This window comes from Aquibium microcysteis, from assembly GCF_014495845.1.
In the GTDB taxonomy this organism is placed as follows: Bacteria; Pseudomonadota; Alphaproteobacteria; order Rhizobiales; family Rhizobiaceae; genus Aquibium; species Aquibium microcysteis.
On sequence record NZ_CP061080.1, the window covers coordinates 1,181,186 to 1,207,832 of the forward strand.

26 protein-coding genes and 1 tRNA gene are annotated in these 26,647 nt (G+C 68.2%); 17 read left to right on the forward strand and 10 right to left on the reverse strand.

Annotation, left to right across the window (positions count from 1 at the left end; genetic code table 11):
* The first annotated feature begins 51 nt into the window (after nucleotides 1–51).
* Nucleotides 52–192, forward strand: coding sequence for a hypothetical protein (locus IAI54_RS05285; protein ID WP_187971357.1), 141 nt, complete (start codon nucleotides 52–54; stop codon nucleotides 190–192).
* Between the two features lie 29 nt (nucleotides 193–221).
* On the opposite strand, the gene IAI54_RS05290 is transcribed toward IAI54_RS05285, so the two are convergent.
* The 5 genes from IAI54_RS05290 to IAI54_RS05310 form a co-directional block, all read right to left on the reverse strand.
* Nucleotides 222–1,592, reverse strand: coding sequence for a M24 family metallopeptidase (locus tag IAI54_RS05290; protein ID WP_187971358.1), 1,371 nt, complete (start codon nucleotides 1,590–1,592; stop codon nucleotides 222–224).
* A 56-nt stretch (nucleotides 1,593–1,648) separates the two neighbouring features.
* Entirely contained in the window at nucleotides 1,649–2,473 is an 825-nt protein-coding gene (locus IAI54_RS05295; protein WP_187971359.1) for an NYN domain-containing protein, read from the reverse strand.
* Between the two features lie 238 nt (nucleotides 2,474–2,711).
* Nucleotides 2,712–5,285, reverse strand: coding sequence for a GcvT family protein (locus IAI54_RS05300; RefSeq protein WP_187971360.1), 2,574 nt, complete (start codon nucleotides 5,283–5,285; stop codon nucleotides 2,712–2,714).
* Nucleotides 5,282–5,755: an endonuclease domain-containing protein gene (locus IAI54_RS05305; protein ID WP_187971361.1), complete on the reverse strand. Its 474-nt coding sequence runs from the start codon at nucleotides 5,753–5,755 to the stop codon at nucleotides 5,282–5,284. The genes IAI54_RS05300 and IAI54_RS05305 overlap by 4 nt, the downstream gene beginning before the upstream one ends.
* 811 nt (nucleotides 5,756–6,566) lie before the next feature.
* Entirely contained in the window at nucleotides 6,567–8,147 is a 1,581-nt protein-coding gene (locus IAI54_RS05310) for a trimethylamine methyltransferase family protein (protein ID WP_187971362.1), read from the reverse strand.
* Between the two features lie 219 nt (nucleotides 8,148–8,366).
* Here IAI54_RS05310 and IAI54_RS05315 point away from each other — a divergent pair, with 219 nt between their 5' ends.
* Complete coding sequence (locus tag IAI54_RS05315; protein WP_187971363.1) at nucleotides 8,367–9,539, forward strand: MFS transporter; 1,173 nt, start codon at nucleotides 8,367–8,369, stop codon at nucleotides 9,537–9,539.
* 247 nt (nucleotides 9,540–9,786) lie between these two features.
* Nucleotides 9,787–11,169, forward strand: coding sequence for an aspartate aminotransferase family protein (locus IAI54_RS05320; RefSeq protein WP_187971364.1), 1,383 nt, complete (start codon nucleotides 9,787–9,789; stop codon nucleotides 11,167–11,169).
* An 11-nt stretch (nucleotides 11,170–11,180) separates the two neighbouring features.
* On the opposite strand, the gene IAI54_RS05325 is transcribed toward IAI54_RS05320, so the two are convergent.
* Nucleotides 11,181–11,516 carry a hypothetical protein gene (locus tag IAI54_RS05325; RefSeq protein WP_187971365.1) on the reverse strand — a complete coding sequence of 112 codons (336 nt, stop codon included), beginning with the start codon at nucleotides 11,514–11,516 and terminating at the stop codon, nucleotides 11,181–11,183.
* Nucleotides 11,517–11,573: 57 nt separating this feature from the next.
* Here IAI54_RS05325 and IAI54_RS05330 point away from each other — a divergent pair, with 57 nt between their 5' ends.
* On the forward strand, nucleotides 11,574–11,984 hold the full coding sequence (locus IAI54_RS05330) for a carboxymuconolactone decarboxylase family protein (RefSeq protein ID WP_187971366.1): 411 nt from the start codon (nucleotides 11,574–11,576) through the stop codon (nucleotides 11,982–11,984).
* Between the two features lie 88 nt (nucleotides 11,985–12,072).
* Nucleotides 12,073–12,432, forward strand: coding sequence for a hypothetical protein (locus IAI54_RS05335; RefSeq protein WP_187971367.1), 360 nt, complete (start codon nucleotides 12,073–12,075; stop codon nucleotides 12,430–12,432).
* A gap of 539 nt (nucleotides 12,433–12,971) precedes the next feature.
* Here IAI54_RS05335 and mmsB read toward each other — a convergent pair.
* Both mmsB and IAI54_RS05345 read right to left on the reverse strand, forming a co-directional pair.
* A complete protein-coding gene (mmsB, locus tag IAI54_RS05340; protein WP_187971368.1) occupies nucleotides 12,972–13,856 on the reverse strand; it encodes a 3-hydroxyisobutyrate dehydrogenase in 885 nt (294 codons plus the stop codon).
* 339 nt (nucleotides 13,857–14,195) lie between these two features.
* Nucleotides 14,196–15,371 (reverse strand): isobutyryl-CoA dehydrogenase, encoded by a 1,176-nt coding sequence (locus IAI54_RS05345; RefSeq protein WP_187971369.1) that lies wholly within the window; start codon nucleotides 15,369–15,371, stop codon nucleotides 14,196–14,198.
* Between the two features lie 282 nt (nucleotides 15,372–15,653).
* Here IAI54_RS05345 and IAI54_RS05350 point away from each other — a divergent pair.
* The 6 genes from IAI54_RS05350 to IAI54_RS05375 all read left to right on the forward strand — a co-directional run bounded on the left by IAI54_RS05350 (nucleotide 15,654) and on the right by IAI54_RS05375 (nucleotide 19,746).
* Nucleotides 15,654–15,738 (forward strand) — tRNA-Tyr (locus tag IAI54_RS05350).
* Nucleotides 15,739–16,002: 264 nt separating this feature from the next.
* A complete protein-coding gene (locus IAI54_RS05355) occupies nucleotides 16,003–16,293 on the forward strand; it encodes a hypothetical protein (RefSeq protein WP_187971370.1) in 291 nt (96 codons plus the stop codon).
* A 31-nt stretch (nucleotides 16,294–16,324) separates the two neighbouring features.
* On the forward strand, nucleotides 16,325–16,882 hold the full coding sequence (locus IAI54_RS05360) for a flavodoxin domain-containing protein (RefSeq protein WP_187971371.1): 558 nt from the start codon (nucleotides 16,325–16,327) through the stop codon (nucleotides 16,880–16,882).
* A gap of 135 nt (nucleotides 16,883–17,017) precedes the next feature.
* Nucleotides 17,018–17,395, forward strand: coding sequence for a fluoride efflux transporter CrcB (gene crcB / locus IAI54_RS05365; RefSeq protein WP_187971372.1), 378 nt, complete (start codon nucleotides 17,018–17,020; stop codon nucleotides 17,393–17,395).
* A gap of 267 nt (nucleotides 17,396–17,662) precedes the next feature.
* Complete coding sequence (locus IAI54_RS05370; protein WP_187971373.1) at nucleotides 17,663–19,027, forward strand: sensor histidine kinase; 1,365 nt, start codon at nucleotides 17,663–17,665, stop codon at nucleotides 19,025–19,027.
* Entirely contained in the window at nucleotides 19,024–19,746 is a 723-nt protein-coding gene (locus IAI54_RS05375; RefSeq protein WP_187971374.1) for a response regulator, read from the forward strand. The genes IAI54_RS05370 and IAI54_RS05375 overlap by 4 nt, the downstream gene beginning before the upstream one ends.
* Here IAI54_RS05375 and IAI54_RS05380 read toward each other — a convergent pair.
* Nucleotides 19,685–20,290: a hypothetical protein gene (locus tag IAI54_RS05380; protein ID WP_235679260.1), complete on the reverse strand. Its 606-nt coding sequence runs from the start codon at nucleotides 20,288–20,290 to the stop codon at nucleotides 19,685–19,687. The genes IAI54_RS05375 and IAI54_RS05380 overlap by 62 nt on opposite strands.
* A gap of 487 nt (nucleotides 20,291–20,777) precedes the next feature.
* Between IAI54_RS05380 and IAI54_RS05385 the strand changes: the two genes are divergently transcribed.
* The 5 genes from IAI54_RS05385 to IAI54_RS05405 all read left to right on the forward strand — a co-directional run bounded on the left by IAI54_RS05385 (nucleotide 20,778) and on the right by IAI54_RS05405 (nucleotide 25,232).
* A complete protein-coding gene (locus IAI54_RS05385; RefSeq protein ID WP_187971375.1) occupies nucleotides 20,778–21,539 on the forward strand; it encodes a DUF1236 domain-containing protein in 762 nt (253 codons plus the stop codon).
* A 79-nt stretch (nucleotides 21,540–21,618) separates the two neighbouring features.
* Complete coding sequence (locus IAI54_RS05390) at nucleotides 21,619–22,281, forward strand: DUF1236 domain-containing protein (RefSeq protein WP_187971376.1); 663 nt, start codon at nucleotides 21,619–21,621, stop codon at nucleotides 22,279–22,281.
* Nucleotides 22,282–22,477: 196 nt separating this feature from the next.
* A complete protein-coding gene (locus IAI54_RS05395; protein WP_187971377.1) occupies nucleotides 22,478–23,467 on the forward strand; it encodes an RluA family pseudouridine synthase in 990 nt (329 codons plus the stop codon).
* Nucleotides 23,464–24,384: a DMT family transporter gene (locus IAI54_RS05400; RefSeq protein WP_235679261.1), complete on the forward strand. Its 921-nt coding sequence runs from the start codon at nucleotides 23,464–23,466 to the stop codon at nucleotides 24,382–24,384. The genes IAI54_RS05395 and IAI54_RS05400 overlap by 4 nt, the downstream gene beginning before the upstream one ends.
* A 59-nt stretch (nucleotides 24,385–24,443) precedes the next feature.
* The gene (locus tag IAI54_RS05405; RefSeq protein WP_187971378.1) at nucleotides 24,444–25,232 is read left to right on the forward strand and encodes an ATP12 family chaperone protein; all 789 of its coding nucleotides are present in this window, start codon (nucleotides 24,444–24,446) and stop codon (nucleotides 25,230–25,232) included.
* Between the two features lie 28 nt (nucleotides 25,233–25,260).
* Here the strand turns inward: IAI54_RS05405 and IAI54_RS05410 are convergent, their stop codons facing one another.
* Nucleotides 25,261–26,142 carry a polysaccharide deacetylase family protein gene (locus IAI54_RS05410; RefSeq protein WP_187971379.1) on the reverse strand — a complete coding sequence of 294 codons (882 nt, stop codon included), beginning with the start codon at nucleotides 26,140–26,142 and terminating at the stop codon, nucleotides 25,261–25,263.
* 168 nt (nucleotides 26,143–26,310) lie between these two features.
* Here IAI54_RS05410 and IAI54_RS05415 point away from each other — a divergent pair, with 168 nt between their 5' ends.
* Nucleotides 26,311–26,559 carry a ParB N-terminal domain-containing protein gene (locus IAI54_RS05415; RefSeq protein ID WP_187971380.1) on the forward strand — a complete coding sequence of 83 codons (249 nt, stop codon included), beginning with the start codon at nucleotides 26,311–26,313 and terminating at the stop codon, nucleotides 26,557–26,559.
* Nucleotides 26,560–26,647 lie beyond the last annotated feature (88 nt).

A 26,647-nucleotide genomic window follows, 5' to 3' on the forward strand; every position in this document is an offset into this window, starting at 1 on the left:
ATGGAACGGGACGGAAGGGGCGACGTTGCCTCATCCAAAGGAGATGTCGCCATGGTCGAACAAGGGTATTGGCTCGTCGCACTCGTCGGCTCGTCCATCGCGCTGGTCGCGATCGTGGCGCACGCCATCGTCCAGCAGAACCGTCCCCGTCCCGTGCCGGTGCGGATCCGCAAGGACCGCGATCGCCGCTGACCGCGGAGCCGGACGGTTCGTAACGGCGCTCAGGCGCCGAGCAGCCTCTCGTCGAGCGGATAGGACGAAAGCTTCTCGTTGCCGGTTGCGGTGATGAGGATCTGTTCCTCGATCTTCACCCCTTCGTGCCCGCCCAGCCGGCCAATGTAGCTCTCCACGCACAGCACCGTGCCCGGCTCGAGAACGCCGTCCGGCGTGTCGTCGGTCCAGTCGGCGGCATGCGGAAGGGTCGGGTATTCGTCAGCCAGGCCCACACCGTGATAGAGCACGCCGTAGCGGGTGGCGAAGCAGTCGGCGGGCGGCACGGACGAGCGGTCGACGAGATCGCGGAACGTGACGCCGGACCGCATCAGGTCGGTGTTGGCCAGAATCTGGTCGGCCGCGATGCGGTAGAGGTCGCGCTGTTCGTTCGACGGGCGTTGGTCGCCGCACAGCCAGGTGCGCGACAGGTCGGCGCAGAAGCCGTAGGGGCCGATCAGGTCCGTGTCGAAGGCGACGAGGTCGCCCGCCTCGATGGGCCGCGACGAACATTCCTGGAACCACGGATTGGTGCGCGGCCCCGACGAGAGCAGCCGCGTCTCGATCCATTCGCCGCCGCGGACGACGTTGCCGCGGTGCAGTTCCGCCCACAACTCGTTTTCCGAAAGGCCCGGCCGCAGCGCCGCCTGCATCTCGCCCATCGCCGCCTCGCAGGCGACGATGGCGCGGCGCATGGCAAGGATCTCGTCGACCGACTTGATCAGCCGCGCGTTCTCCATCACCGCCTCGCCATTGTGGATCGACAGGCCGAGCCGGACGAGTGCGGCGGCGCCCTCCGGGTTCAGGTGGTCGACCGCCAGCCTCGCGTTGCCGCCTCCGTGCGCGCGGACGAGTTCGGCGATGCCCGCTGCCCAGCGCTCCACCTTCCGGTCGGTCAGGTCGCCGGAATAAAGATACATCCACGACACCGCCGGCCGCACCTCGTCGACGACGCCCGAATGATCCGACAGGTGCTCGCAGGAGAAATAGTCGAACAGCACGACCGGCCCCTCGGTCGCCACGAAGCAGTGCCGCGTCGGGTTGTGCGCGACCCAGAGCTGCATGTTGGTGGAATCGGTGGCGTAGCGGATGTTGACGGGGTCGTAGAGCAGCACGCCCGCGAGATCGCGCCGCTTCAGTTCGGCGCGGATGCGGTCGAGCCGGTAGCGCCGCATGGCGGGGAGGTCGGGCGCGGCGATGCCCGCCGCCGCCCACTCCGCCTCGGCCAGGGCGCCGTAGCCGAGGACGTGGCTGTTGAGGGAGGCGGCCTTCTCGCGCGACGCCTGGCGCAGCGCGGTTTCGGAGGGGGCGCCGTCGCCGGAATCGAAAGGCATGATCTTGCGGTGGCGTCCGAACGTCGATCCAGAAGGCGTTCCGGTCATGCTCGTCCCTGCTGGCTCCTCGCTCCGGCCCGTTCGATGTCCCGTCGCCGCCCGGGCTATTTCGCGGCGGCCTTCTTGTCCGTGCCCTTGCCGCGCCTGCGGCCGCCGCCGGACTTCTCCTTCACGGCGACGGTCTCCTCCTCCGCCGCCGACTTCTTCTTCAGGCGGATGCGGACCATGCGATCCTCGCCCTGCTCGACGTCGAAGGCCGCGGTCTTGCGCACGAGGTCCGACAGCTTGCGGAAGCCGTAGGAGCGCGGATCGAAATCGGGGTAGCGGTTGACCAGCTGCGTGCCGACGGCGCCGAGATAGGCCCAGCCGTCGGCGCTTTCCATCTCGGCCAGCACGCGGCGGATGAGCGGCACGGCGTCGGCCGGCGGCTGCAGCGTGCCGGACGGACGCTCGTCGCTGGTCTCGGTGCTGTCGGCGGCCGCGCCGGGCAGGAGGTTCTCGGTGTAGATGAAGCGGCGGCAGGCCTGGCGGAAGCTCTCCGGCGTCTTCTGTTCGCCGAAGCCGAACACGTCGATGCCCTGCTCGCGGATGCGCGAGGCGAGCCGCGTGAAGTCGCTGTCGGACGAAACGAGGCAGAAGCCGTCGAAGCGGCCGGTGTGGAGGAGGTCCATCGCGTCGATGACGAGCGTGATGTCGGAGGCATTCTTGCCCGTCGTATAGGCGAACTGCTGGTGCGGCACGATGGCGTGCTTGGCCAGCACGTCGATCCAGGCCTTGGAGCGGCTGCTGGAGAAATCGCCATAGATGCGCCGCACGCTGGCCTCGCCGATCTTGGCGATTTCCTCGAACAGACCGCCGGCGATCTTGGCGGAGGCGTTGTCGGCGTCGATCAGGACGGCGAGGCGAGGGGAGCGGTCTGGGGAAGCCATGGCGTTTCCGTTCTTCCTGGCGCGGCAGCCGCCCTGGGTCGGGCGCGGTGCGGCTCGTTGGCCCGGTCGGCCGGGCGGGAAAGACCGTCCGCCGTGCCCGCGTTGCATGCGCGGCCATCGGGCGGGACGAGTCCGCCCCTACATTGCAGATGGCCCCCGCCGCCGCAATCGCCATCGCTGACCGGGGTGCCGCCACGCGGTATCGGAGACGCGGGAGGCCGAGGCCTCCCGTCCATGCTCATCCCCGCATCTTCTCGCCCGTCGGATCGAACAGCGGCTCGACGTTGATCCGTGCGGCGCAGCGGCGGCCGAGGATCTCGATCTCGAACAGGCCCTCGCTCTCGTCGGTCGCGAGTGCCGCCGGTACGTAGCCCTGCGCCATCGACTTCTGGACGGAGTGGGCATAGCCGCCCGACGTCACCCAGCCGACCACGCGCCAGTCGCCGTCGCGGATGCCGCGGATCGAGGCCGCGCCATAGTCGGCCTCGGAGCCGGTGGCGACCTGGCCGTCCTTGCCGTAGCGCTTCGGCCCGTGGCCCTCGGGCGCGGCGACCGTGCCGTGGTCGGTGTCGCCGACCTTGGCCCAGATCGGCTCGTCGCCCATGACGTCGGCGTCGACGGCATCGACCACCAGCGACACGCGGCGCAGCTTCGGCCCCTCGGCCTTCTCCTTCGCGGCGGCCTCCCGGCCGATGAAGTCGTTCTTCTCCAGCTTCACGAAACGCTCCATGCCGCCTTCGAAGGGGCCGTAGATGGGGCGAAGCTCGCGGTACCAGGTGGGGAAGTTCTTTTCGAGCCGCATCGAGAGCAGGGCGCGCATGCCGAAATCGACGATGCCGAACTCGGCACCCGCCGCCTTGATCGCCGCATAGACGAGCCGCTGGTAGGCCGGAGCCATCCAGATCTCGTAGCCCAGATCGCCGGTATAGGTGATGCGGTTGACCATGCAGGGGGCGCCGCCGACCGCCATCTCGCGGAAATCCATGAAGCGGAAGGCGGCACTCGACACGTCGACGTCGACCAGCTTGGCGAGCAGCGCCTGGCTCTTCGGCCCGGCGATCGACAGCCCGACCAGCGTCTGGTCGAAGCGGTGGATGCGGACGGAGCCGTCCTTCGGCAGATGCTGTTCGAACCAGCGCATGTGGTACTTCTGCGCCGCCGACGAGCCCCAGATCATGAACCGGTCCCCACCGGTATTGGCGATCGTGAAATCGCCGATCAGCTTGCCGTTCTCGTTGAGCATGGGGGTCAGCACGATGCGGCCGGCCTTCGGCATGCGGTTGGTCATCAGCCGGTTGAGGAAGGCCTCTGCACCGGCGCCGGTCACCTCGTACTTGGCGAAGTTGGCGATCTCCGTGACGCCGACGCGTTCGCGCGTCGCGCGAACTTCCGCCCCGACATGCTCGAAATCATTGGAGCGGTGGAAGGAGACGATGTCCTTCGGCTCGGTGCCTTCCGGCGCGAACCAGAGCGGTGTCTCGAGCCCCCAGGAATCGCCCATGACGGCGTTCTGCGCCAGCATCGTGTCGTAGAGCGGCGTCGTCTGCGCGGGCCGTGCGGCCGGCAGTTCCTCGTTGGGGAAGCGGATCGAGAAGCGCCGCGAGTAGTTTTCGCGCACCTTGGCGTTGGTGTAGCGCAGGCCGGCCCACTCGCCGAAGCGGGCGACGTCCATGCCCCAGACGTCGAAGCCCGGATCGCCGTTGACCATCCAGTTCGACAGCGCGAGTCCGACGCCGCCGCCCTGGCTGAACCCGGCCATGACCGCGCAGGCCGACCAGAAATTGGTCAGGCCCTGCACCGGCCCGACCAGCGGATTGCCGTCGGGGGCGAAGGTGAAGGGGCCGTTGATGATCTGCTTGATGCCCGCCCTTTCGATCGCCGGGAAGTGGCGGAAGCCCACCTCCAGCGACGGCGCGATGCGGTCGATGTCGGGCTGTAAGAGTTCGTGGCCGAAATCCCACGGCGTGTTGACCGGCGACCATGGCTTGCAGGCCTTCTCGTAGGTGCCGAGCAGCATGCCCTGCCGCTCCTGGCGCGTATAGATCTCGCCCTTGAAGTCGATGACGTGGCAGAGTTCGCGGCCGGTCGCCTGGTTGTATTCCATGACCTCGGGCATGTCCTCGGTCAGCAGATACATGTGCTCCATGGCCAGAACCGGCAGTTCGACGCCGACCATGCGGCCGATCTCGCGCGCCCACAGCCCGCCGGCATTGACGACATGCTCGCACTTCACCGTGCCGTTGACGGTGACGACGTTCCAGGTCCCGTCCGGATCCTGGTTCAGCTCCTTGACCGGGTTGCGCAGCACGATCTCCGCCCCCAGCATCTTCGCCGCCTTGGCATAGGCATGCGTGGTGCCGGACGGGTCGAGATGGCCCTCGATCGGGTCCCACAGCGCGCCGACGAAATTGGTCTCGTCCATGATCGGGAACATCGCCTTGGCCTCCGACGGCGTGACGAGCTCGGTGTCCATGCCGAGATAGCGGCACTTGGCGTGCACGAGGCGCAGGAAGTCCATGCGCTCGGGCGTGTCGGCCATCTGGAAGCCGCCGACGAGATGCAGCCCGCAGGCCTGCCCGGTCAGCTTCTCCAGTTCCTCGTAGAGCGAGATCGTGTAGGCCTGCAGCTTGGCGACGTTGGGATCGCCGTTGAGCGTGTGGAAGCCACCCGCCGCATGCCAGGTCGAACCGGAGGTCAGCTCCGAGCGCTCGATCAGCATGATGTCGGTCCACCCGGCCTTGGCGAGGTGATAGAGGACGGAGCATCCGACGACGCCGCCACCGATGACGACTGCCTTGACGTGGGATTTCATGAGGTGAGTTCCGTGCGTTTGGACGTGGGTTCAGACGAGGCGAACACGAAGCGCAGATCCCCTGCGACGACGTCTTCGGAAAGGCGGCCGTCGAGTGCGGCCAGGATGGTTTCGCAGACGGCGGTGCGTCGGCGAAGGATGTCTTCGTTCCAGAACCGGATCGTCGACCAGCCTTCGCGCCGAAGATAGCCGTCGCGGCGCTGATCGTGCCCGCTGCCGGCGTGCTGGCTGCCGTCGACCTCGACGATCAGTCTTGCCCGGCGACAGGCGAAATCGGCGATGTACGGTCCGATCGGCAGTTGGCGGACGAAGTGAAACCCTCCGAGGCGCCTGGCCTTGAGTTCGATCCAGAGCAGTGCCTCTTCACGGGTGCCGTCCTGCCGCATGACGCGGGCGTGTTCGGTCGCGCCCGCTTTGCGGCGTGATCCGCGGCGGCTTCCCCCCTCTCCGTCGCCGCTGCGCGGCGCCACCTCTCCCCCCGTTCCGGGTGGAGAGGACGGGCCTCCGGCCTGGCGCCCGTCCTCCACCCCACGCAGTGGGGGGAGGTGGCGTCGCGCAGCGACGACGGAGGGGAGGACTTCCTTCGTGCGTCATCACCCGTGGGAGGCGCAAGGACACTGGCAGGCCGGGAGTCTGCTGCCTCGCGGCGCGATCCGCGGCGGCTTCCCCCCTCTCCGTCGCCGCTGCGCGGCGCCACCTCTCCCCCCGTTCCGGGTGGAGAGGACGGGCCTCCGGCCTGGCGCCCGTCCTCCACCCCACGCAGTGGGGGGGAGGTGGCGTCGCGCAGCGACGACGGAGGGGGGGATTTCCCTCGTGCGTCGTCACCCGGGGGGTTCGCAAGAACACTGGCCGGTCGGGAGGAGGCAGCCTCGCGGCGTGATCCGCGGCGGCTTCCCCCCTCTCCGTCGCCGCTGCGCGGCGCCACCTCTCCCCCCGTTCCGGGTGGAGAGGACGGGCCTCCGGCCTGGCGCCCGTCCTCCACCCCACGCAGTGGGGGGGAGGTGGCGTCGCGGAGCGACGACGGAGGGGGGGATTTCGCTCGTGCGTCGTCACCCGGGGGCTTCGCAAGGACACTGGCCGGTCGAGAGTCTGCTGCCTCGCGGCGCGATCCGCGGCGGCTTCCCCCTTCTCCGTCGCCGCTGCGCGGCGCCACCTCTCCCCCCGTTCCGGGTGGAGAGGACGGGCCTCCGGCCTGGCGCCCGTCCTCCACCCCACGCAGTGGGGGGAGGTGGCGTCGCGCAGCGACGACGGAGGGGGGGACTTCTGCTCCACGCGCCCCTCTCAGAAATCCGTCGGTGCGCCGCCCTCGGCGATGCGCTTGTCGACGAAGGCGTTGAGCTCCTCCTCGATGGCGGGGTCCATGGCGGGGCGTTCGTAGGTGGCGAGGCGCTCTTTCCAGATGCGGTTGGCCTTCTCGAGCGCGGTGGGCGATCCGGCCTCGGCCCAGGTCTCGAAATTGCGCCAGTCGGACAGCACCGGCGCGTAGAAGGCGGTCTTGTAGCGGTCCTGGGTGTGCTGGGTGCCGAAGAAATGGCCGCCGGGACCGACGTCGCGGATCGCCTCGACGGCGAGCGCGTCGTCCGACAGGTCGAGGGGCGTCAGCATCTCGCTCACCATCTGCAGGAGGTCGATGTCGAGGATCGTCTTCTCGAAGGAGGCGCGCAGCCCGCCTTCCAGCCAGCCCGCCGCATGCAGTACGAAATTGCCGCCGCCCTGCACCGCACCCCAGAGCGAGAACACGCTCTCATAGGCGGCCTGGGCGTCGACGGCATTGGCCGCGCAGGTGTTCGAGGTGCGGTAGGGGATGCGGTACTTCCGCGCGAGCTGGCCGCCCAGCATCTGCGCCTTCATGTATTCGGGCGTGCCGAAGGCCGGCGCGCCGGATTTCATGTCGACGTTCGAGGTGAAGCCGCCATAGCCGACCGGTGCGCCCTTCTTCACCATCTGGGTGAAGGCGATGCCGGCCAGCGCTTCGGCATTCTGCTGCACGACGGCCCCGGCGACCGTCACCGGCGCCATGGCGCCGGCCAGCGTGAACGGCGTGACGATGACGACCTGGCCGTGCGACGACATCTGGATGATGCCCTCCATCATCGGCACGTCGAGCTTCAGCGGCGAGTTGGTGTTGATGATGGTGTAGCAGACCGGCGTCGTAAGCAGCTGGTCGTGCGTCAGCCCGTTGGCGATGCGGCCGATCTCGATGCCGTCGAGATTGCGCTCGCGGCCGAGCGAATAGATGTGGAAGGCCTTGTCGGTCAGCGTGACGAGGTCGCGGATGCATTCGAGGTGGCGGATCGACGGGTGGATGTCGATCGGTTCGACCGGATAGCCGCCGGTGGCCGAGATGACGTTGTGCATCTGGGCGAGCTTGACGAGGTTGCGGAAGTCGGTGCGGTTGCCGGGCCGGCGGCCATTGTCGAGGTCGGAGCAGTTAGGCGCCGACGCGACCTGGGCGAAGACCAGATTGTCGCCGCCGAAATCGATCGAATGGTCGCGGTTGCGGGCGTGGACGCGAAACTCCGACGGCGCGTGCGAGACCCAGTCCAGGATCATCGCCGGATCGAAGCGGACCCGCTCCGAGCCCTCCCGCACGTCGGCACCGGCCTCCTTCATGATCCGGCGGGCACCCTCGTGCAGGACGTCGAGGCCGATCTCCGACAGCACCCGCAACGAGGCGAGGTGGATCGATTCCAGCTGGTCTTCCGACACGATGGCCGTGGGCGGGAAGGGACGCTTCAGGCGCCGGAAGGGGGGCTGCTCGAAGCTCGCCGAGCCGCTGGCGCGCTTGCCGGCACGCCCGCCGCCGCGGCGTGCGCGATCCGCGCCGGGCGCGGGCTCGAGGGCCGGAATCTCGTCGGTCATGCGCGTCCCCGCGGGAAGGTCGGTTTCATTGCGGGCATATTGGCGGCGCGGCATGCCGGGGATAGCGGAGGCGGCGACCAGAAGGGCAAGGGATGCGACATGGCCGCCCGCAGTTCCCGCCGCCGCCCGGCCGGCCTGTGCGCCGCGCCGTCCGACTGGCCGACCGTCGCCCGCGGGCTGGCTCTCGACGGCGGCGGCCGGCGCGGCTAGGGCCTTGCGATGGTAACCCCCGCTCCGCTCCCGTCAGCGCCCCTTCCCGTCGCCGCCCTCGCCGGCGTCACCGCCACGGTCACGGTCTTCGCGCTCGCCCAGGGCCTGTCCTATCCGCTGTTTACCTTCCTGATGCAGGAGCAGGGCATGCCGCCGGCCCTGATCGGCCTGTCGGCGGCGATGACGCCGCTCGGCATCATCGCCTCGGCGCCCTTCGTGCCGCGGCTGACGCGACTGGTCGGCGGGCCGCGGCTCGCCATCGCCTGCGCCATCACCGCCTCGGTGCTGCTCTTTCTCGTCGGCTGGCTGCAGAACGGCTGGGCCTGGTTCCTGCTGCGCTTCCTGATCGGCGTGGCGATCGACCCGCTCTACGTGCTGTCGGAGGTCTGGATGATCTCGCTGGCACCGGCCGCCAAACGCGGGCGGATCATGGGGCTCTACACCGCCATCGTCGGGGCGGGGTTCGCCGGCGGGCCGCTGACGCTCTATCTCGTCGGAACGGCCGGCTGGGCGCCCTTCGGCATCGGCATCGCGGCCTTTCTCCTGTGTGTCGTCATCCTGCTCGTCATCGGGCCGCGCCTGCCCACCATGCTGGACGACCACGCCGCCGTGCCGCTGAAGGATTTTCTGCACCTCGCCCCGGCGCTGCTCATGGCGACCGCGGTGGCGGCGGCCTTCGAGCAGTCGGTCTTGTCGCTGCTGCCGGTCTATGGCGCCGCCTACGGCATCGCTGCCGCCACGATGGCGGCGCTGCTGACCGTTATGATCTCGGGCAACATCGTGCTGCAGCTCCCGCTCGGGCTCATCGCCGAGCGGATCAGCCCGCGTCTGCTCCTGATCGCCTGCGCGGGCATCAGCGCTGCGGGTGCAGCCATGATGCCGCTGCTCATCCAGACGGTGGCGATCTGGCCGCTGCTCTTCGTCGTCGGCGCCACGGGCTACGGCATCTACACCATGGCGCTGATCGAACTCGGCAACCGCTTCACCGGCTCGGCGCTGGTGGCCGGCAATGCGGCCTTCGCCGTCATGTGGGGGGTCGGCGGCATCGCCGGCCCGCCCGGCGCCGGCTTCGCCATCCAGGCCTTCGGGCCGCAGGGACTGCCGGTCGTGATGGTGGCGATGTGCGCGGCACTGGTCGCCTTCGCGCTGTACCGGGAGACGGTGCGGCGGCGCGGCGGCTGATCGGGGCCGCCGGCTCGATTTCGCTGTCTGCAACGCCGCTTGAACCGCGGGCCCGGCCTCGTCTACACTGCGAGAATGCCTCTTTCGGCCCGCACCAGCAGGAAGCAGTCTGTCGCCGTGACGCCGTCGCGGCGGACGCTCCACGCCGAGCTTTTGCGGCTCTGCGCCCGTATCGGCTACTCGCCGCCGGTCTCCCGCTGAATCCGCCTCCGGCTCTGCCGGAACGACGTCATCGGAGACAGAGATCATGACCTACCAGAACTATTCGCTGGCACAGCTCCAGCAGATCGACGCCGCGCATCACCTGCACCCCTTCACCGACCACCGCGACCTGCGCGACGCCGGCTCGCGCGTCATCACCCACGCGAAGGGGCCGTTCATCTACGACGCCGCGGGCAACGAGATCCTCGACGGCATGGCGGGCCTCTGGTGCGTGGCGATCGGCTATGGCCGCGACGAGCTGGCCGAGGCCGCCTATGCCCAGATGAAGGAGCTGCCCTACTACAACTCCTTCTTCCGCTGCTCGACGCCGACGCCGATCCTGCTCTCGCAGAAGCTGGCCGAGATCGCGCCGTCCAACATGAACCAGATCTTCTACGGCTCGTCCGGCTCGGAGGCCAACGACACGGCGCTGCGGCTGGTGCGCTGGTACTGGATGCTGGAGGGCAAGCCGCAGAAGAACCGCGTCATCTCGCGCCACATGGCCTATCACGGCTCGACGATCACCGGCGCGTCGCTCGGCGGCATGCAGGGCATGCACGACCAGCTCGGCGGCGCCGTGCCCAACATCGCCCATGTGATGATGCCCTATGCCTATGAACTGGCGTTGCCGGGCGAGAGCGACCATGATTTCGGCCTGCGCGCGGCGAAGGCCGTCGAGGACGAGATCCTGCGCGCCGGCCCCGAGACCGTCGCGGCCTTCATCGGCGAGCCGGTGCAGGGCGCGGGGGGCGTGAAAATCCCGCCGGCGAGCTACTGGCCGGAGATCCAGCGCATCTGCCGGAAATACGACGTGCTCCTGATGCTCGACGAGGTGATCACCGGCTACGGCCGCACCGGCGACTGGTTCGCCGCCCAGTCGATGGGCATCGAGGCCGACACGATCACGACGGCCAAGGCGCTGACCTCCGGTTACCAGCCGCTGTCGGCGCTGTTCGTCTCCGACCGGCTGGCGGCGACGATCGTCGGCAAGGGCGGCGAGTTCTACCACGGCTACACCTATTCGGGGCACCCGGTGGCCTGCGCGGTGGCGCTGAAGAACCTCGAGATCATCGAGCGCGAAGGCATGATCGAGCGCGTGCGCGACGAGACCGGCCCCTATCTCGCGCGCGCGCTGAAGGAGCGCATCGAGGGCCACGACCTCGTCGGCGAAGTCCGTACCTTCGGCTTCCTCGGCGCCATCGAGATCGTGCAGGACAAGGCGACGCGCCGGCGCTTCCAGCCGGCCGGATCGGCCGCCGTCCTGGTGCGCGACCACGCCATCGCCAACGGCATGATGCTGCGCGCCACGGGCGACACCATGATCCTGTCGCCGCCGCTGATCTGGACGAAGGACACGATCGACATGGCCTGCGACCGCATCGTCAAGGCGCTGGACGCGGCGAAGGAGGATCTTCGCAGGGCTGGCTAGGCGCTAAGCATCTAATTTGAATTAGCTGCAGCGCGAAGTTGGTTTCGACTAAGGTTGATGAAGTGTATTTCAATACGAGCGCTTCCGTATTGGACAATTGTGTCGCGACGGTCTTTATTCTTGCCGCCGCGATACAATACCGAATCCATAGCGCTCCGCGCAGTGCGCTGAGGTGTCTTTTTTTTACTTGTCTTTGTAGTAGACGATCCGTCAGGGAATATGAAGCGGATGAAATCATATCCTTCATCTAATGAAAGCAAATCTACTCGCTTTGCCAGCGTGCCATCAAGCACCTCTTCCCCGGTTGTCTCAAGAAAAATTGGAGATAGCCCAGCGTATAAAGTCATTCCATTTTTCCTTCAGCCTGGATGACAGTGAGCAACAGTTACGCCCGGAGCCCCGCCATGTCCAATCCCCCCATCCTGCCTCTCGTCGAATATGCCGATGCCTCGCCGGAGGTCCGCGCCGTCTACGACGACATCATGGCGACGCGGAAATCCGACTGGATCAACAATTTCTGGAAGGTGCTGGCGCACGATCCGGCGCAGCTGAAGCGGATGTGGGAGAACCTGAAGCAGATCATGGGGCCGGGCGCGCTCGATCCGCTGACCAAGGAACTGATCTACATCGCCGTTTCGGCCACCAACGGCTGCGAGTACTGCACCTATTCGCACACTGCCGCCGCGCGCGCCAAGGGCATGACCGACGCCATGCTGATGGAGGTGCTGGCGGTCGCCGGCAAGGCCAACGAAACCAATCGCCTCGCCAACGCGTTGCGGCCTCCGGTCGACGACGCGTTCAAGCCCCGCGCGTGAGCGGGAAGACGAGACCTCGAACCCGAAACTGCGCCGCGCCCTCCGGTGCGACGACGGGCAGACATACAGGAAAGTGCAGGATCCGAACATGACCAGACGCAACACGAGGCGCTCGGGAGCGATTCTCGCCGCCGATCTGATGCTCGTGCCCATGGTGGCGACCATGCGGCTGCCGCTGATGCTGACCGAAACGCGCAGCATGGGGCTCGTCGGCGCCGAAACGCTCGGGGCCGTGACCGAGAAGGCGGCGGCCTTCGCCGAGGGGATCATCGCCGCCAACGCCTCGCTCGCCGGTTCGATGATGAGCTTCTGGCCCGACCTCCTGAGCGGGAAGATGCCGGCTCTCCTGTCGGGTGCGGCGCTGGAGCATTCGCTCCATGCGGCGCTGAAGCCGTCGGGCAGGCGCGTGCGGGCAAATTTCAGGCGGCTGTCGCGGCCCGCGGCCTGACCGGCGATCTGCCGTCGTCGACTCCCCATGCCTGCATCGTCGGGCGCCCTTCGAGGCTCCGCCCGCTCGCGCCACAGGATGAAGATCGTCGAGGCGGCTGCGCCCTCGCCATCTCCGCGCCCTCCTTGCTTTCGTCATCCCGGGTCTGCGCCTCCGCTTCGCTCGGCTTCGCCCGGGATGACGAAGGTGATGGGGGCGCCGCAAGGGTGAAGGCACGCTGCAGGAATTGAGCGCGCCCGCCGCAACGGCGAGGCAGGCGGACGGCGGCCGGTCCCGACGGCAGGCGGCACGGCGAAAACCGCATTCTCCCGGCGGAAGAATGCGGCTTTGCCACGATACGCATGGCACTTCGTCTTACGCTCACGCTTGCGAGGAGCGGCTCCGGTACGCGAGACCTGATCCGGAGCAGGGGCGGCTTTCGCGTCGGCCGCCTTGCAAACCCTTGTAGAGGGACATCCTTACCGCGTGGTTAGCAGGCGGTTAAGCAAGGATGAATCGACGCTGTTTTCGCATCCGTGCGGTCGTCGGTCGTGCGACGATCAGCTCGCCCGGCCACGGAGAAACTCTATGATCCCAGAAAAATCGGCATCGGCTCCGCCCTGCGCATTGAACAGCGCGTAGAGTTGCGCCGCTTCCGCGCCGATCGGGGTGACCGCGCCCGCGGCGGCGGCCGCCTCCTGGGCGAGCCGCAGGTCCTTCAGCATCAAAGCCGCCGCGAAACCAGGCTTGTAGTCGCGGTTGGCGGGGGAGGTGGGAACCGGGCCGGGGACCGGACAGTATGTCGTGAGAGACCAGCACTGGCCCGAGGAGGTGGAGGCCACGTCGAACAGCGCCTGGTGCGACAGGCCGAGCTTCTCGGCCAGAACGAAGGCTTCCGACACCCCGATCATGGAAATGCCGAGGATCATGTTGTTGCAGATCTTGGCGGCCTGTCCGGCACCGTTGCCGCCGCAGTGGACGATCCGGCCGGCCATCGGCTTCAGGATCGGCTCGGCCTTCGCGAAGGCCTCGTCGGCGCCGCCTGCCATGAAGGTCAGCGTGCCCGCCGCAGCGCCTCCGGTCCCGCCCGAGACCGGGGCGTCGACGGACAGCAGCCCGTGGCCGGCGGCGATCGCATGCGCCTTGCGGGCCGACTCGACGTCGATGGTCGACGAATCGATGAACAGCGTCCCCTTCGCCGCCTTCGGCGCGAGGTCGCCCCAGACCGAGACGACGTGCTTGCCGGCGGGCAGCATGGTGATCACCACGTCCGCCCCCTCGACGGCCTCCGCCGCGTCGGCCGCGACCGTCACGCCATTGCCCTTCGCCGCCTCGAGATTGGCCGCGACGAGATCGAATCCGCGCACGGCATGTCCGGCCTTGACGAGGTTGGCAGCCATGGGATTGCCCATGTTTCCGAGGCCGATGAAGGCGATGGTGGTCATGTGGGGGGTCCTCCGGAGGAGTGGTTGCTTTGAGGTAGGCAGTAGGCAGTCGGCAGTCGGCAGTCGGCAGTCGGCAGTCGGCAGTCGGAAGGAAGATGGAGAGACGTGGCGCGGATGGAGCAGGAAAACGGGATCACCCGGACGAAAACGCTTGTATCGGGACCCGGTCCCGGTCACCTTTTCTCCGACTGCCGACTGCCGACTGCCGACTGCCGACTGCCGACTGCCGACTGCCGACTGCCGACTGCCGACTGCCGACTGCCGACTGCCGACTGCCGACTGCCGACTGCCGACTGCCGACTGCCGACTGCCGACTGCCGACTGCCGACTGCCGACTGCCTATTTCCCCACCACGTGCCGCGCCACGATCACCCGCATGATCTCGTTCGTGCCTTCGAGGATCTGATGCACGCGCAGGTCGCGGACCAGTTTTTCGATCCCGTAGTCGTGCAGGTAGCCGTAGCCGCCGAGCGTCTGCAGCGCGTCGTTGGCGACGTCGAAACCCGCGTCGGTGACGAAGCGTTTCGCCATTGCCGACCACTTGCCGGCGTCGGGCGCCTTGCGGTCGAGCTTCGACGCCGCCGTGTAGAGCAGCATGCGCGAGGCCTGCAGGCTGGTTTCCATGTCGGCGAACTTGAACTGCATCGCCTGGAACTGGTCGATCGTCCGCCCGAAGGCCTTGCGCTGGGCGGCGTAGTCGAGCGCCTTGTCCATGGCCGACTGGGCGCCGCCGAGCGAGCAGGCGGCGATGTTGAGGCGTCCCCCGTCGAGACCCGCCATGGCGATGCGGAAGCCGACGCCTTCGCCCGACAGGAGATTCTCCGCCGGCACCTTGCAGTCCTCGAAGATGACCTGGCGGGTCGACTGCATGTGCCAGCCCATCTTGTTCTCGACGGCGCCGAAGGAGAGGCCGGGCGCGTCTTTCGGGATGACGAGCGTCGAGATGCCCTTCGGCCCTTCCTCGCCGGTGCGCACCATGGTGACGTAGAAATCGGTGTCGCCCGCGCCCGAGATGAACTGCTTGGCGCCGTTGAGCACGTAGTCGGAGCCGTTGCCGCCGCTGCGCACGGCCCGGGTGCGCAGCGCCGCGGCGTCCGATCCCGAGCCCGGTTCGGTCAGGCAGTAGCTCGCCAGCGTCTCCATCGACGTCAGCGACGGGAGGAATCGCTGCCGCTGCTCGTCGCTCCCGAAGACGTCGATCATCCAGGCGGCCATGTTGTGGATGGAGATGAAGGAGGAGAAGGCCGGGCAGGCTTCCGCCAGCGCCTCGAAGATCAGCACGGCGTCGAGCCGGCCGAGCCCCGACCCTCCGACGTCGTCGCGCACATAGATGCCGCCGAAGCCGAGCGGCCCCGTCTGCCGGATCACGTCGTCCGGGAAATGCCGGTTGCGGTCCCAGTCGAGAGCGTGCGGCGCGACGCAGTCGGTCGCGAAGGCGCGGGCCATGTCCTGGATCGCGCGCTGATCCTCGTTGAGTTCGAACTGCGGGGCGGTCGTGTCGACGACGGCGTCCATGGCGTCCTCCCTGGCGTCGATTGTCTTTCGTGCAGTCTAGCCCAAAGCGGAGTCCGCGCAACGTTCCGGGCCACACAGAGGCTGTGCGTCGATTCGCATCGAGCTGTGCGCGGCTTCGAGTGCGGTACCCGGAAGCGCGGTGAAATCTCCGTCGAAAACCTCGCCGCGTCCGGTTGACAGGTCAGGAGCCAGTCGCCATAAGGCCCCTCGCGGAACGGCCGGGTCCGGCAACGGATCGGGTCCTTTCGAGACTGCCTCGCAGCACGGCTCCGGATGGCGACTGGAGGGGTGTCCGAGTGGTTAAAGGAGACGGACTGTAAATCCGTTGGCTCAGCCTACGCTGGTTCGAATCCAGCCCCCTCCACCACCGCCGACACGGAAGCCTGCTGCAGGGCGCCGCATCGACCAGATGCGGAGGGCGGGATCAGCCGTTGCTGCGCATCCCGCGAATGCTCCACGGCATGGGCGTTCCCCCGTTGACGATGATCTCGATCCTGGCGGAGAGCGTCGGCTTGACGCCTCACGCGTTGCGGCTTCGCACCGGGCGAGGGCGGGCAGGGGCGTTTGACCCGCATCAAGGCCGCTGCAGGCTCGACCACCTAGGGTCGGCGCATCGAAGAGAGGATGCGCCATGTCCAGTTCCCTCCGGTCGGTCGCCTTTGCCGTCGGCCTCCTGATCGTCCCGGCCGGCGCGCTCGCGCAGACGGACGATCCTGCCTGGCTCGAGCAGCTCGGGGAGCAGGTCGCCGTCGAGGAGCAGTGCGAGGTCGGATTCTACATCTTCGTCAACGAGGAAAAGCTTGGAGGCCGGACCGTCTACGAGGCGCGGCTGCAGTGCGTCGACGGACGGCAGTTCGACGCTTCGCGGGCGGAGCAGGATCCGAAGTTCACCATCATGGAATGCGGCACCCGCGTCTGCTGACGCCCGCGGCCGGAAACGAAGGAGATACGCCATGCACGTCCTGATCATCTTCGGCACCGTCGAGGGCCACACCCGCAAGATCGCCCGGACCCTGTCCGCCACCGTGCAGAGCCTGGGGCACCAGGTGACGGTCTTCGATGCGGGCGACCTCGGAGACGTCGATCTGGACATCGCCGACGCCGTCATCGTCTGCGCTCCGGTCCACATGGGTGCCTATCCGACGGCGATCTCGCACTGGCTGAAGACCAAGGCCGAACGGCTCGCGGGCCTTCCCGGCGCCTTCGTGTCGGTGTCGCTGGCGGCCGCGTCGCCCTTCCCGGAGGAGCACGCCGAAATCCAGCGGATCACGACCGCGCTTTTCGAGCATACCGGCTGGAAGCCGCTGATGGTCCATCAGGCGGCCGGCGCGCTGAAATATCCGCAGTACGACTTCCTGAAGCGGTTGCTGATGAAGCATATCGCCTATCGCGAAGGCGGACCGACGGACGTCACCACCGATCACGAGTTCACCAACTGGAACGCGCTGACCGCCTTCGCCGAAGGTTTCGTCGAAGCGTGCCGGACCGCGCCGGAGACGACCGCAGGCTGAGTCGGCACCGTCAGGCTGCAACCCGGCGCATCCCCCGCGGCCCTGCCACTTGCCGGTTGCCGAAAACGTCTGTGGTTGCCTGTCCGACGATCGGATATGTCTGCCCTGGAACGCACGCAGGGCAGGTATCAACGCATGAAGGACATCGCGATCGTCGCGCTTGGGGGAGCGATCGGGGCCGCGCTGCGCCACATGGCCGGCCTCGTGATCCTGCGCCTCGCCGGTGCGGGGTTTCCATGGGGCACGCTGACGGTCAACGTCGTCGGATCCTTCGTCATGGGGCTGTTCATCGAACTGCTGGCCCGGCGTTTCGGCGCGTCCAACGAACTGCGGCTGCTCGTGGCCACGGGCCTGCTCGGCGGCTTCACAACCTTCTCGTCCTTTTCGCTCGACGTCGCCGTGCTGTGGGAGCGCGGTCTGGCGGCGGCCGCGCTCGCCTATGTCCTCGCCAGCGTGATCTGCTCGATCTCAGCGCTGTTCGCCGGGTTGTGGCTGGTCCGCATGGTAGGCTGACACCGTGGTCGAATGGCGCCGTGGCCGGAGTAAGTCCGGCAAAAAGGCCGAAAGAGTCTTGCCCGTGGGAACCACTTCGGGCCTGCCGAGTTTCGCCGGCTCCAGAAGGCCAGGGAACCGCCGTCAAGCGGACGCAAGACAGTCTCGATGCGGAGCAGCAGTCCGTCCAGTCCGACCGTCGTCGTGCAGCCATTGGCGCGCGGCCCGGGCGCGATTCCCGTGTCCGGTCACCCCGGCCCGCGCCGCGCCGCATCCCGGCTTCCCCGCATGAAGGACATGATGACCGGCTGGAGCCGACAGTCCCTTGCGCGCCAGTTCCTCACGCTGGGCGGGCTCGTCTCCGTGATCGCCATGCTGATGGTCGGCACAGTCGTGTCGAACCTGATCGAGCGGGTGGTGACGCGCAACGCCGCGGCCACGACCGCGCTCTATGTCGACAGTGTGATCGCGCCGCTTCTGCCCGACATGCAGCAGACCGCGACCCTCGAGGAACAGGACAGACGCGCGCTCGACGAGACGTTGTCGCAGGGTGCACTCGCGACCCGGCTGGTCTCGTTCCGTCTGTCCTCGGCTGACGGAACCATCCTCTACGCGAACGAGAGCGACATGATCGGGCGGAGGATCGAACCCGACGAGATGGCGGCGCGTGCGCTGCGCGGCCGTGTTGCCGCCGACTTCGCCACCTTCGGCGAAGCTGGTCCCATCCTGAGGATCTACAGCCCCGTTCTCCAGCCCTGGAGCGGGCAGGTGGTGGGGGTGCTGCAGTTCGACGAGACCGCGCCGGATCTGCTGCGCGACCTGTGGCGCGCGCGCCTCCGCAGCTGGGTCGCCGTCGCCGTCGCCACGATCGGCCTGTTCCTCGCCCTGTCTCTCGTCGTGCTGCGCGGCAGCCGGACGATCGATCGGCAGCGCATCGATCTCGGCCTGCAGGTCAGGGAACTGTCGGACCTTCTTGCCCTGAACCAGGAACTTCACAGACGCGTCCAGAGCGCGTCGCGGCGTGCCACGGCGCTGAACGAGAGCTACCTGCGACGTATCGGGGCCGACATCCACGACGGACCCGCGCAGCTGATCGCGCTCGCGGCATTGCGGCTGGACAGCCGCGCCATGACCGGGGCGGGGACGCCGGAGGAGCGGCTGTCCGAGGCGCAGGCGGTGAAGGCCCACCTCGACGACGCGATGAAGGAGATCAGGTCCATCTGCACGGGCCTCGTCCTGCCGCATATCGAAACCGCGGGCGCGGACGACATCGTCCGGCAGGTGGCGCGGGCGCACGAGAAGCGCACGGCGACAAAGGTACGCCTCGTCCTCGCCGAGGTTCCAGGCGCGATCAGCCCGCCCGAGAAGATCTGCATCTACCGCTTCGTCCAGGAGGCGCTGAGCAACAGTTTCCGCCATGCCTGCGGCAAGGGACAGTGCGTCGCACTGCGGTCCGATGGCTGCTCGCTGATTCTCGAGGTTTCGGACGAGGGACCGGGTTTCGACCTCGCGGCCGCACGTCCCGGAAGCCTCGGCCTCGCCGGCCTGCGCGACCGTATCGAGAGCATCGGCGGGACCTTCGAGGTCGTGACGTCGTCCGACGGAACGCTCCTGCGGATGGTTCTGTCGATGGATGGGAGGTCGAAGGCATGAGCCGGAGGATCAGGATCGCGGTCGTGGACGATCATCCGCTCTATCGCGAGGGCGTCATGCGCAGCCTCCGGGAGGTGGATGGTCTCGACGTGGTCGGCGAAGGCGCGAGCGCGGAGGATGCCGTGCGGCTCGCGGGGGAGACGGCACCCGACGTCCTGCTGATGGACATCTCCATGCCCGGCGGCGGCCTGGAGGCGATTCCCGCCGTGCTGGCGATCCGGCCCAAACAGAAGATCGTCCTGCTGACGGTCTCGGAATCCGGCGACGACGTCACGCGCGCCATGCGGTCCGGCGCGTCCGGCTACGTGCTGAAGGGTATCGGGGCCAAGGAGCTGGCGGACGTGCTGGCCGCCGTAGCCGCCGGCGAGCGCTACGTGTCGCCGACGCTTTCTGCGCGCCTCCTCACCCGCAGGGATGCGGAGCCCGCCCGGCCGACCGCCGCCGACCTCATGGATGCGCTGACGCCGAGGGAGCGCGAGGTCGCCCGTCTGGTCGCCGCCGGACTGAGCAACAAGCGCGTCGCCATCCGGCTCGACCTGCACGAGAAGACGGTGAAGCATCACATGACCCGCGTTCTCGCGAAGCTCAACGTAACGAATAGGACGGAGGTGGCGGTGCTGGTTCACCGCGCCGGCCTGGATCCTGCCGCCGACGATGCTAGCGACCGGCCATGGAGCGAAGGCGCTGCCAATCCTGCGGCGTCGCCCTTCTGTCGATGATCGTGCGGCCGCGCGCGTCCTTCATGACGTAGCGGCCGGGCTCGATGGTTTCGCGCTTGCCGTCGCGATAGACAACCGAGATCGAGCGGCCCCGGACTTCGACCGTCGCACCGGCAGGTGTGCCTGATCGCGCCCGCCCCGGGGCCGTGTCGCTGCGGCCCGGAGCATCGGTCGCACGGCCGCCGCCATTTCCCTGACCGACACCGTTTCCGCCCGCATTCCCGCTTCCTCCGCCATTGCCGTTCCCGCCCCCGTTCCCGCCCCCGTTCCCGCCGCCGTTCCCGCCGCCGTTCCCGCCGCCATTGCCGCCGCCATTGCCGCCGCCGTTCCCGCCTCCGCCATTGCCTCCGCCGCCTCCGCCATTGCCGCCTCCGCCTCCGCCGCCATTGCCGCCGCCGCCGCCGCCGCCCCCGCCACCGCCACCGCCATTGCCGCCGCCGTTGCCCTGCGCGAATGCGCGGGTCGAGGCGGCGACGTGCAGCACGGCGGGCGGCGAGGCCATCGCGCAGGTCAGGAAGCGCATGAACGTCCGACGGTTGATCATGATCGAACCCTGCTCACGGATACGGTCGGACCGGAGGCGTGCCGATCCGACCGAACCCCATCAACTTAACATCGCTCCCAGCATCAGGAACCCCAGACACAGCGTAAAAACCGGAAGCAGCAGCCAGCGTGCCTGATAGACGCTCTTGTCCATGTCGATCTCCTTGCGCCGAATGAGGCGGGAATGAGGAAGAGGCGCACGTGTTCCGGGCCGAGCCGCTCCCGGGACCATCGCGCGCGCCGTGCAGGACCAAAGGCCGGGGTGGGAGAAAACCGGAAGTCCCGCCCGGATGTGGACCTGTGACCCACCGCGGAACAACGCCTCCGATCGACTGTTCACTCCCCGCTTCCCGGCTGCATTCCGCGGCAGGGACGCAGTGATCGGAAGAAAATCGCGCCTAAAAAGGCACGGCGAGGCGTGATGTTCTTTCGAGTGCGAAAGAGAGACATCCTATCCGCATTCCAATATCATCACAGGGAGCACGACCATGAAGACGATTCTTACCAGAAGTCTGGCGCTGATACTGCTCGCAGGCACGGCGACCTACGCAATTCAGGCCGGCGCGCAGGACGCAGCCGCGCCGAAGCCCGCAGCCGGCATGAAGGCCGGCGCCGGCGTCGAGGGCTCCTCGGACGTGCTGCGTCCGTCGGGCCAGGCCTCCGCTGCGGAGCAGGCTCCCGGCCAGATGAAGAAGGCGGGTGACGTCGAGAGCGCCGCCGAAGCCGCGCCGGGGCAGCGCCTGAAGTCCGGCGAGGTCGACAGCGCTTCCGAAGCAGCGCCCGGGCGGACGAAGGCGGACGCACCGGACGGGACCACGGCGGAAGAGACCTCCGCCACCGAATACGCCCCCGGTCAGATGAAGAAGGACGGCGAGGTCGACAGCGCCGCGGAGGCCGCTCCGGGTCAGCGCCGGAAGTCAGGCGAGGTGGAGAGTGCCTCGGAGGCGGCGCCCGGCCAGGTGAAGAAGGAGGTCTCGGACGAGACGACGGCGAGCATCGACCTGTCGGCCGAACAGCGCAGGGAGTTCCGCCGCATCATCGTCGAGACCGACGTGGAACCGGTATCCGTCGACTTCCAGGTGTCGCTCGGCGCCGTCGTGCCGGCGACGGTCACGCTCCACCCGCTTCCGCCGCGCATCGTCGAGATCGTGCCGGCCTACCAGAGCTACCAGTATTTCGTGCTCGCGGACGGCCGGATCGTCATCGTCGAGCCCGCGACGCTCGAAGTGGTCTACCTCGTCCGCGCCTGACGAGGGGCGGGCGCCCGGCGTCCGCCTGTTTCGCCCCGACCCGGTCATCCGGTCCCCATCGAACAATGGAGTTCAAATCATGAAGACGTTCCTGTTCCCCATGGGCGCGCTCGCCCTTGCCGCCCCGCTTGCCTTCGCCACCCCGGCGCTCGCCCAGTTCTCGGCCGTCGCCACGACCGATCTCAACATCCGCAGCGGCCCCGGACCCCAGTACGAAGTGATCGGGTCCATCGGCGCCTCCCAGTCGACGACGGTCAATGGCTGCCTGCAGGGGAGCCGGTGGTGCGAGGTCAGCCACAACGGCGTGACCGGCTGGTCCTATTCGGAATATCTCGCCGGCGACTTCGGCGGCGAGCGCGTGGTGATCTCCGCCGCACCGGCGACGGTGGAGGTGCCCGTCGTCGACTACGAGCAGACCGCGAGCACCAATGCGGCGGTCGGCGCCGCGGGCGGCGCCATCACGGGCGCGCTGATCGGCGGGCCGGTCGGTGCGGCGATCGGCGGCGTGGCTGGCGCGGCGGCCGGAGCCGTCGTGACCCCGCCCGACGAGGTGCGCAGCTACGTCGTCGAGAACCGGACGGATCCGGTCTACCTCGACGGTGAGGTCGTGGTGGGCGCCGGCCTGCCGGACACGGTCGAGCTGCGCGAGGTGCCCGACTACGAGTACCGCTATCGCTACGTCAACGGCCAGCCGGTGCTGGTGGATCCGGCGACGCGCCGCATCGTCTACGTCTATCGCTGATCCCCGTCCGGCCGGGCCGTCTCGGCGGTCCCGGCCGGAAACCGCATGGCGGGCAGGGGCCGGATCCGTCCGTTCGCGCGGTCGGATCCGGTCCCTGCCTCATTCGCGTTTTGCATTCCGAAGCTGCCTGCACTATTGCCATGCCGAACGGACGGCAGCGCCGCTGCCTTCACCACAGAGGCAGCCGCGGGCCATCATGACGGGCATCCAGCAGATCAGCGTCGAGCCGGGCGAGGCGGGCATGCGCCTCGACCGCTGGTTCAAGACGCATTTTCCCGGCCTCGGCTTCGGGCATCTCCAGAAGCTCCTGCGCTCCGGCCAGATCCGCATCGACGGCGGGCGGGCGAAGTCGGACACGCGCGTCGAGCCGGGGCAGGTGATCCGAGTGCCGCCCCTCGGCGTCGACCGCAAGGGTGAGGCGCCGCTGACCGGCAAGACGATCCGAGGCCAGGACGATGCGGCGGTTCTGGCCAAGATGCTGCTCCACGAGGACGACAAGGTCTTCGTCTTCAACAAGCCGTCCGGCCTTGCCGTCCAGGGCGGGTCGGGCGTGACGCGGCATGTCGACGACATGCTCGAGGCCTGGCGCAACAAGAAGGGCGAGAAGCCGCGACTCGTCCACCGGCTCGACCGCGACACGTCGGGCGTGCTCGTCGTCGCCCGCACCCGGCTGGCCGCCATGAAGCTCGCCGAGGCGTTCCGCGGCCGTGATGCCAAGAAGACCTACTGGTCGCTGGTCAAGGGCGTGCCGGCCAGGCGCGAGGACAAGATCTCGACCTGGCTGGTCAAGGAGCAGACGCCCGACGGCGACAAGATGCGCATCGCCCGCCACGGCGAGCCGGACGCCGACCATGCCGTGACCTACTACCGTGTCGTCGATCAGGCCGCGCAGTCGCTCGCCTGGCTGGAGATGGAGCCCTATACCGGCCGCACGCATCAGCTTCGCGTCCACGCAGCGCATATCGGCAATCCGATCATCGGCGATCCGAAGTACTTCGAGGCGGACACCAACTGGGAGTTTCCCGGCGGGATCCAGAACCGCCTGCACCTGCACGCGCGCCGCATCGTCATCCCGCACCCCGACAGGGGCGTGATCGACGTGACCGCGCCGCTGCCGCCGCATATGCGTCAGAGCTGGAACCTGCTCGGTTTCGACGAGGCAAGCGCCGGCGAGGACGAAGCGTGAGCGTCGCGACCGACGGCTTCGAACGGCGCGCTTCGGTCGACGGCGCGGCCGTCGGCCTGATGCTCTTCCTCACCTTCGCCTGGGGGCTCAACGGCGTCGCGGCGAAGCTGTCGAACCAGGGCTTCGACCCCGTCTTCGTGACCATGCTGCGCGCGGCGATCGGCGCCGCCTGCGTCTTCGCCTGGTGCGGCCTTCGCGGAATTTCGCTGTTCGACCGGGACGGCACACTGCCGGGCGGTCTGGCGGCCGGCGCCCTGTTCGGCATCGAATTCGCGCTGATCTTCACCGGCCTCGACTACACCACGGTGGCGCGGGGCGCGCTGATGGTCAATACGATGCCGTTCTGGGTCCTCATCGGCGCACATTTCCTGCTCGGCGAGCGGATGTCGATCGCCAAGGTCTTCGGCACGCTTCTGGCTTTTGGCGGTGTGGCCCTCGTCTTCTCCGACAAGCTCAGCCTGCCCGGCCCCGAGGCGATCATCGGCGATCTGATGAGCCTCGCTGCCGGCATGGCCTGGGCGGCGACGATCATCGTCATCAAGACCACGCGCCTGTCGACCGCCCGCGCGGAGAAGACGCTGCTCTACCAGCTGGCCGTCGCGCCGCTGGTGACGCTGCCGCTGCTCCTGTTCACCGGGCCGGTGCTGCGCGACGTCGGGCTGGTGCCGGTGGCCTCGATCCTGTTCCAGGGCGTCTTCATCGTCGCCTTCACCTACCTGCTCTGGTTCTGGCTGATGCGGCGCTATCCGGCAGCCGGCCTGTCCTCCTTCGCCTTCCTGACCCCGGCCTTCGGCGTCCTGGCTGGCGGCTTCCTGCTCGACGAGCCTCTGAGCCTTCGCATCTTCGTCGCGCTCGGCTTGATCGCAGTCGGCATCGTCATCGTCAACCGGCCGGTGCGGAAGGTCGCGCCGGGTTGAACGGCGGCTCCGCCGGCATACCTTTCGCTTTTCCTCATGACGACGGCGGCAGCACGACCATGCGTGACATCCTGAACGACCTCGAAGGCAGTTTCCTGTCCGATCCGGATCCGGTGAAGCGGGCGCAGATCCAGATGCGCCAGCCGCTGCCGAAGCGATTCTATCAGGAGGTGGCCGTGGCACCGGTAGAGGGAGGCTTCGGCGTGCACCTCGACGGCCGCCCGGTGCGCACGCCCGGGAAAGGGCCGGTCGCGCTGCGGACGGAAGCGGCCGCGCAGCTGATTGCCGACGAATTCGAGGCCCAGGAGGCCGAGATCAATCCGGTGCGCATGCCCGTGACGCGCCTCGTCAACACGGTCATCGACGGCGTCGCGCTGGATCCGGACGCCGTCGCCGAGGACATGCTGCGCTATGCCTCGACCGACCTTCTCTGCTACCGCGCCGACAGCCCGGCGCGGCTGGTGGAGCTGCAGGCGCAGGCCTGGGACCCGATCCTCGACTGGGCCCGCAACCGGCTGGGCGCCCGGCTGTATCTCGCCGAGGGCGTGATGCATGTCGAGCAGTCGCGTGAGGCGATCGCTGCAATTGGCGTGCACCTTCGCCTCGACCCGGATCCGTTCCGGCTGGGCTGCCTGCACGTCATGACGACGCTGACGGGATCGGCGCTGCTGGCGCTGGCCGTCGACGCCGGCGAGATCGACGCGGAGACGGCCTGGACGCTCGCCCATGTCGACGAGGACTGGACCATCTCGCAATGGGGCGAGGATACCGAAGCCGCCGCCGCGCGCGCCAACCGGCTGCGCGACATGCGCGCGGCCGATGCGCTGCTGAAGGCCGTGCGCGGCTGATGTTCCCGGTCGTCCGCGGGGGAGCCGGTCAGCCGCGGTCGGGCGGCGTCAGGCCGGCCGTCGGCAGCGGCGCCCAGGGCGCCGACGCCAGGAGGTCGATGCCCGAGCGGGCCGGCACGAGATGCACCACCTTGTAGCCGCGCGCCTGCAGGTCTGCGAGCAGCAGCGGCAGCATGGTCGCCGTGCGGGCATGCAGGTCGTGGAACAGGATGACGCCGGAGCCACGCTTCTCCACCGAGGCGATGGCCCGGGCGCGCAGCGCCTCCGAGCCCGTGGCGAAGTAATCCCGCGAATCGATGTCGACGTCGATCACAACGATACCCTGGCCCGCGAGGCTGCTGCGGAGCGCCTTCGTGTCGGCGAGATAGGGGAAACGGAAGAACGGCGCGGGGCTGTATCCGCCCGGTCGGAGGGCGGCCGCGACGCTCGCGCGGCCCTTCCTGATCTGTTCGTCTGCGACGGCGGCACTGACCGTGCGGAGGTTCCTGTGGTTCTGCGTATGGGTGCCGATCGTGTGCCCGGCCGCCGCCACCTTGCGGGCCGTGGCGGGATAGGCGTCCGCCATCTGCCCGACCATCAGAAAGGTCGCCTTGACGCCGAACCTGTCGAGCGCCCGCAGGATCGCATCGGTCTTGCCCGGCACCGGGCCGTCGTCGAAGGTCAGCACGACCTCCTTCGGTCCGAGCCGGATGTCGGCCGCGCTCGCCACATGGATCATCCGGCCGGCGAGGGCTCCCCGCCGGGCCGGCTGGTCGGGCCGCAGCATCGCCACCTGCGGATCGGACTGTGATTCCTGCCGCCCGCCCGGCGCGAAGGCGAGGGCGGTACCGTCCGCCTCCGAACCCTGCCTCGGCGCATTGGCGCAGCCGGCGAGCGCGAGCGCGATGAGAGCGAAGGGAAGGAGACGCATGAAGCCACCGGATGCAACCAGAACGACCCCTTTGTGACCGGTTCTGGTTAATGCCGTGCTAATCGCAACGGTTCGTTCACCATGCCGGAGCCGGCCGATCGACATTCGGCGTTGGACTTACGGCGCCCGCAGGCCCACATGTCGGTCGGGCACGACAAGGGGAGAGCCATGCTTCGCACGCACAAGGTCGCCATCGACTCGATCTACGTCCCGACCGCCCGCCGAAAGACGCTGCACCCCGAAACGGTGCGGCTGCTTGCCGAGGACATCCTGCAGAACGGCATGAAAGTGCCCATCCAGGTTCGCAAGGACGGCGATCGCCACGTTCTGATCGAGGGGCTCCATCGGCTCGAGGCCGCCAAATGGCTGGGGGAAGTGGAGATCGACGCCTATCTGGTCCAGGCGCGCAAGCACTGATCCGGCGGCATCGGGCTTTAGCGCGACGAACTTGTCACAGGCACAAGAAAAAGGCTGCGCAGGATGGCAAACAGGTCAATGATGCTGA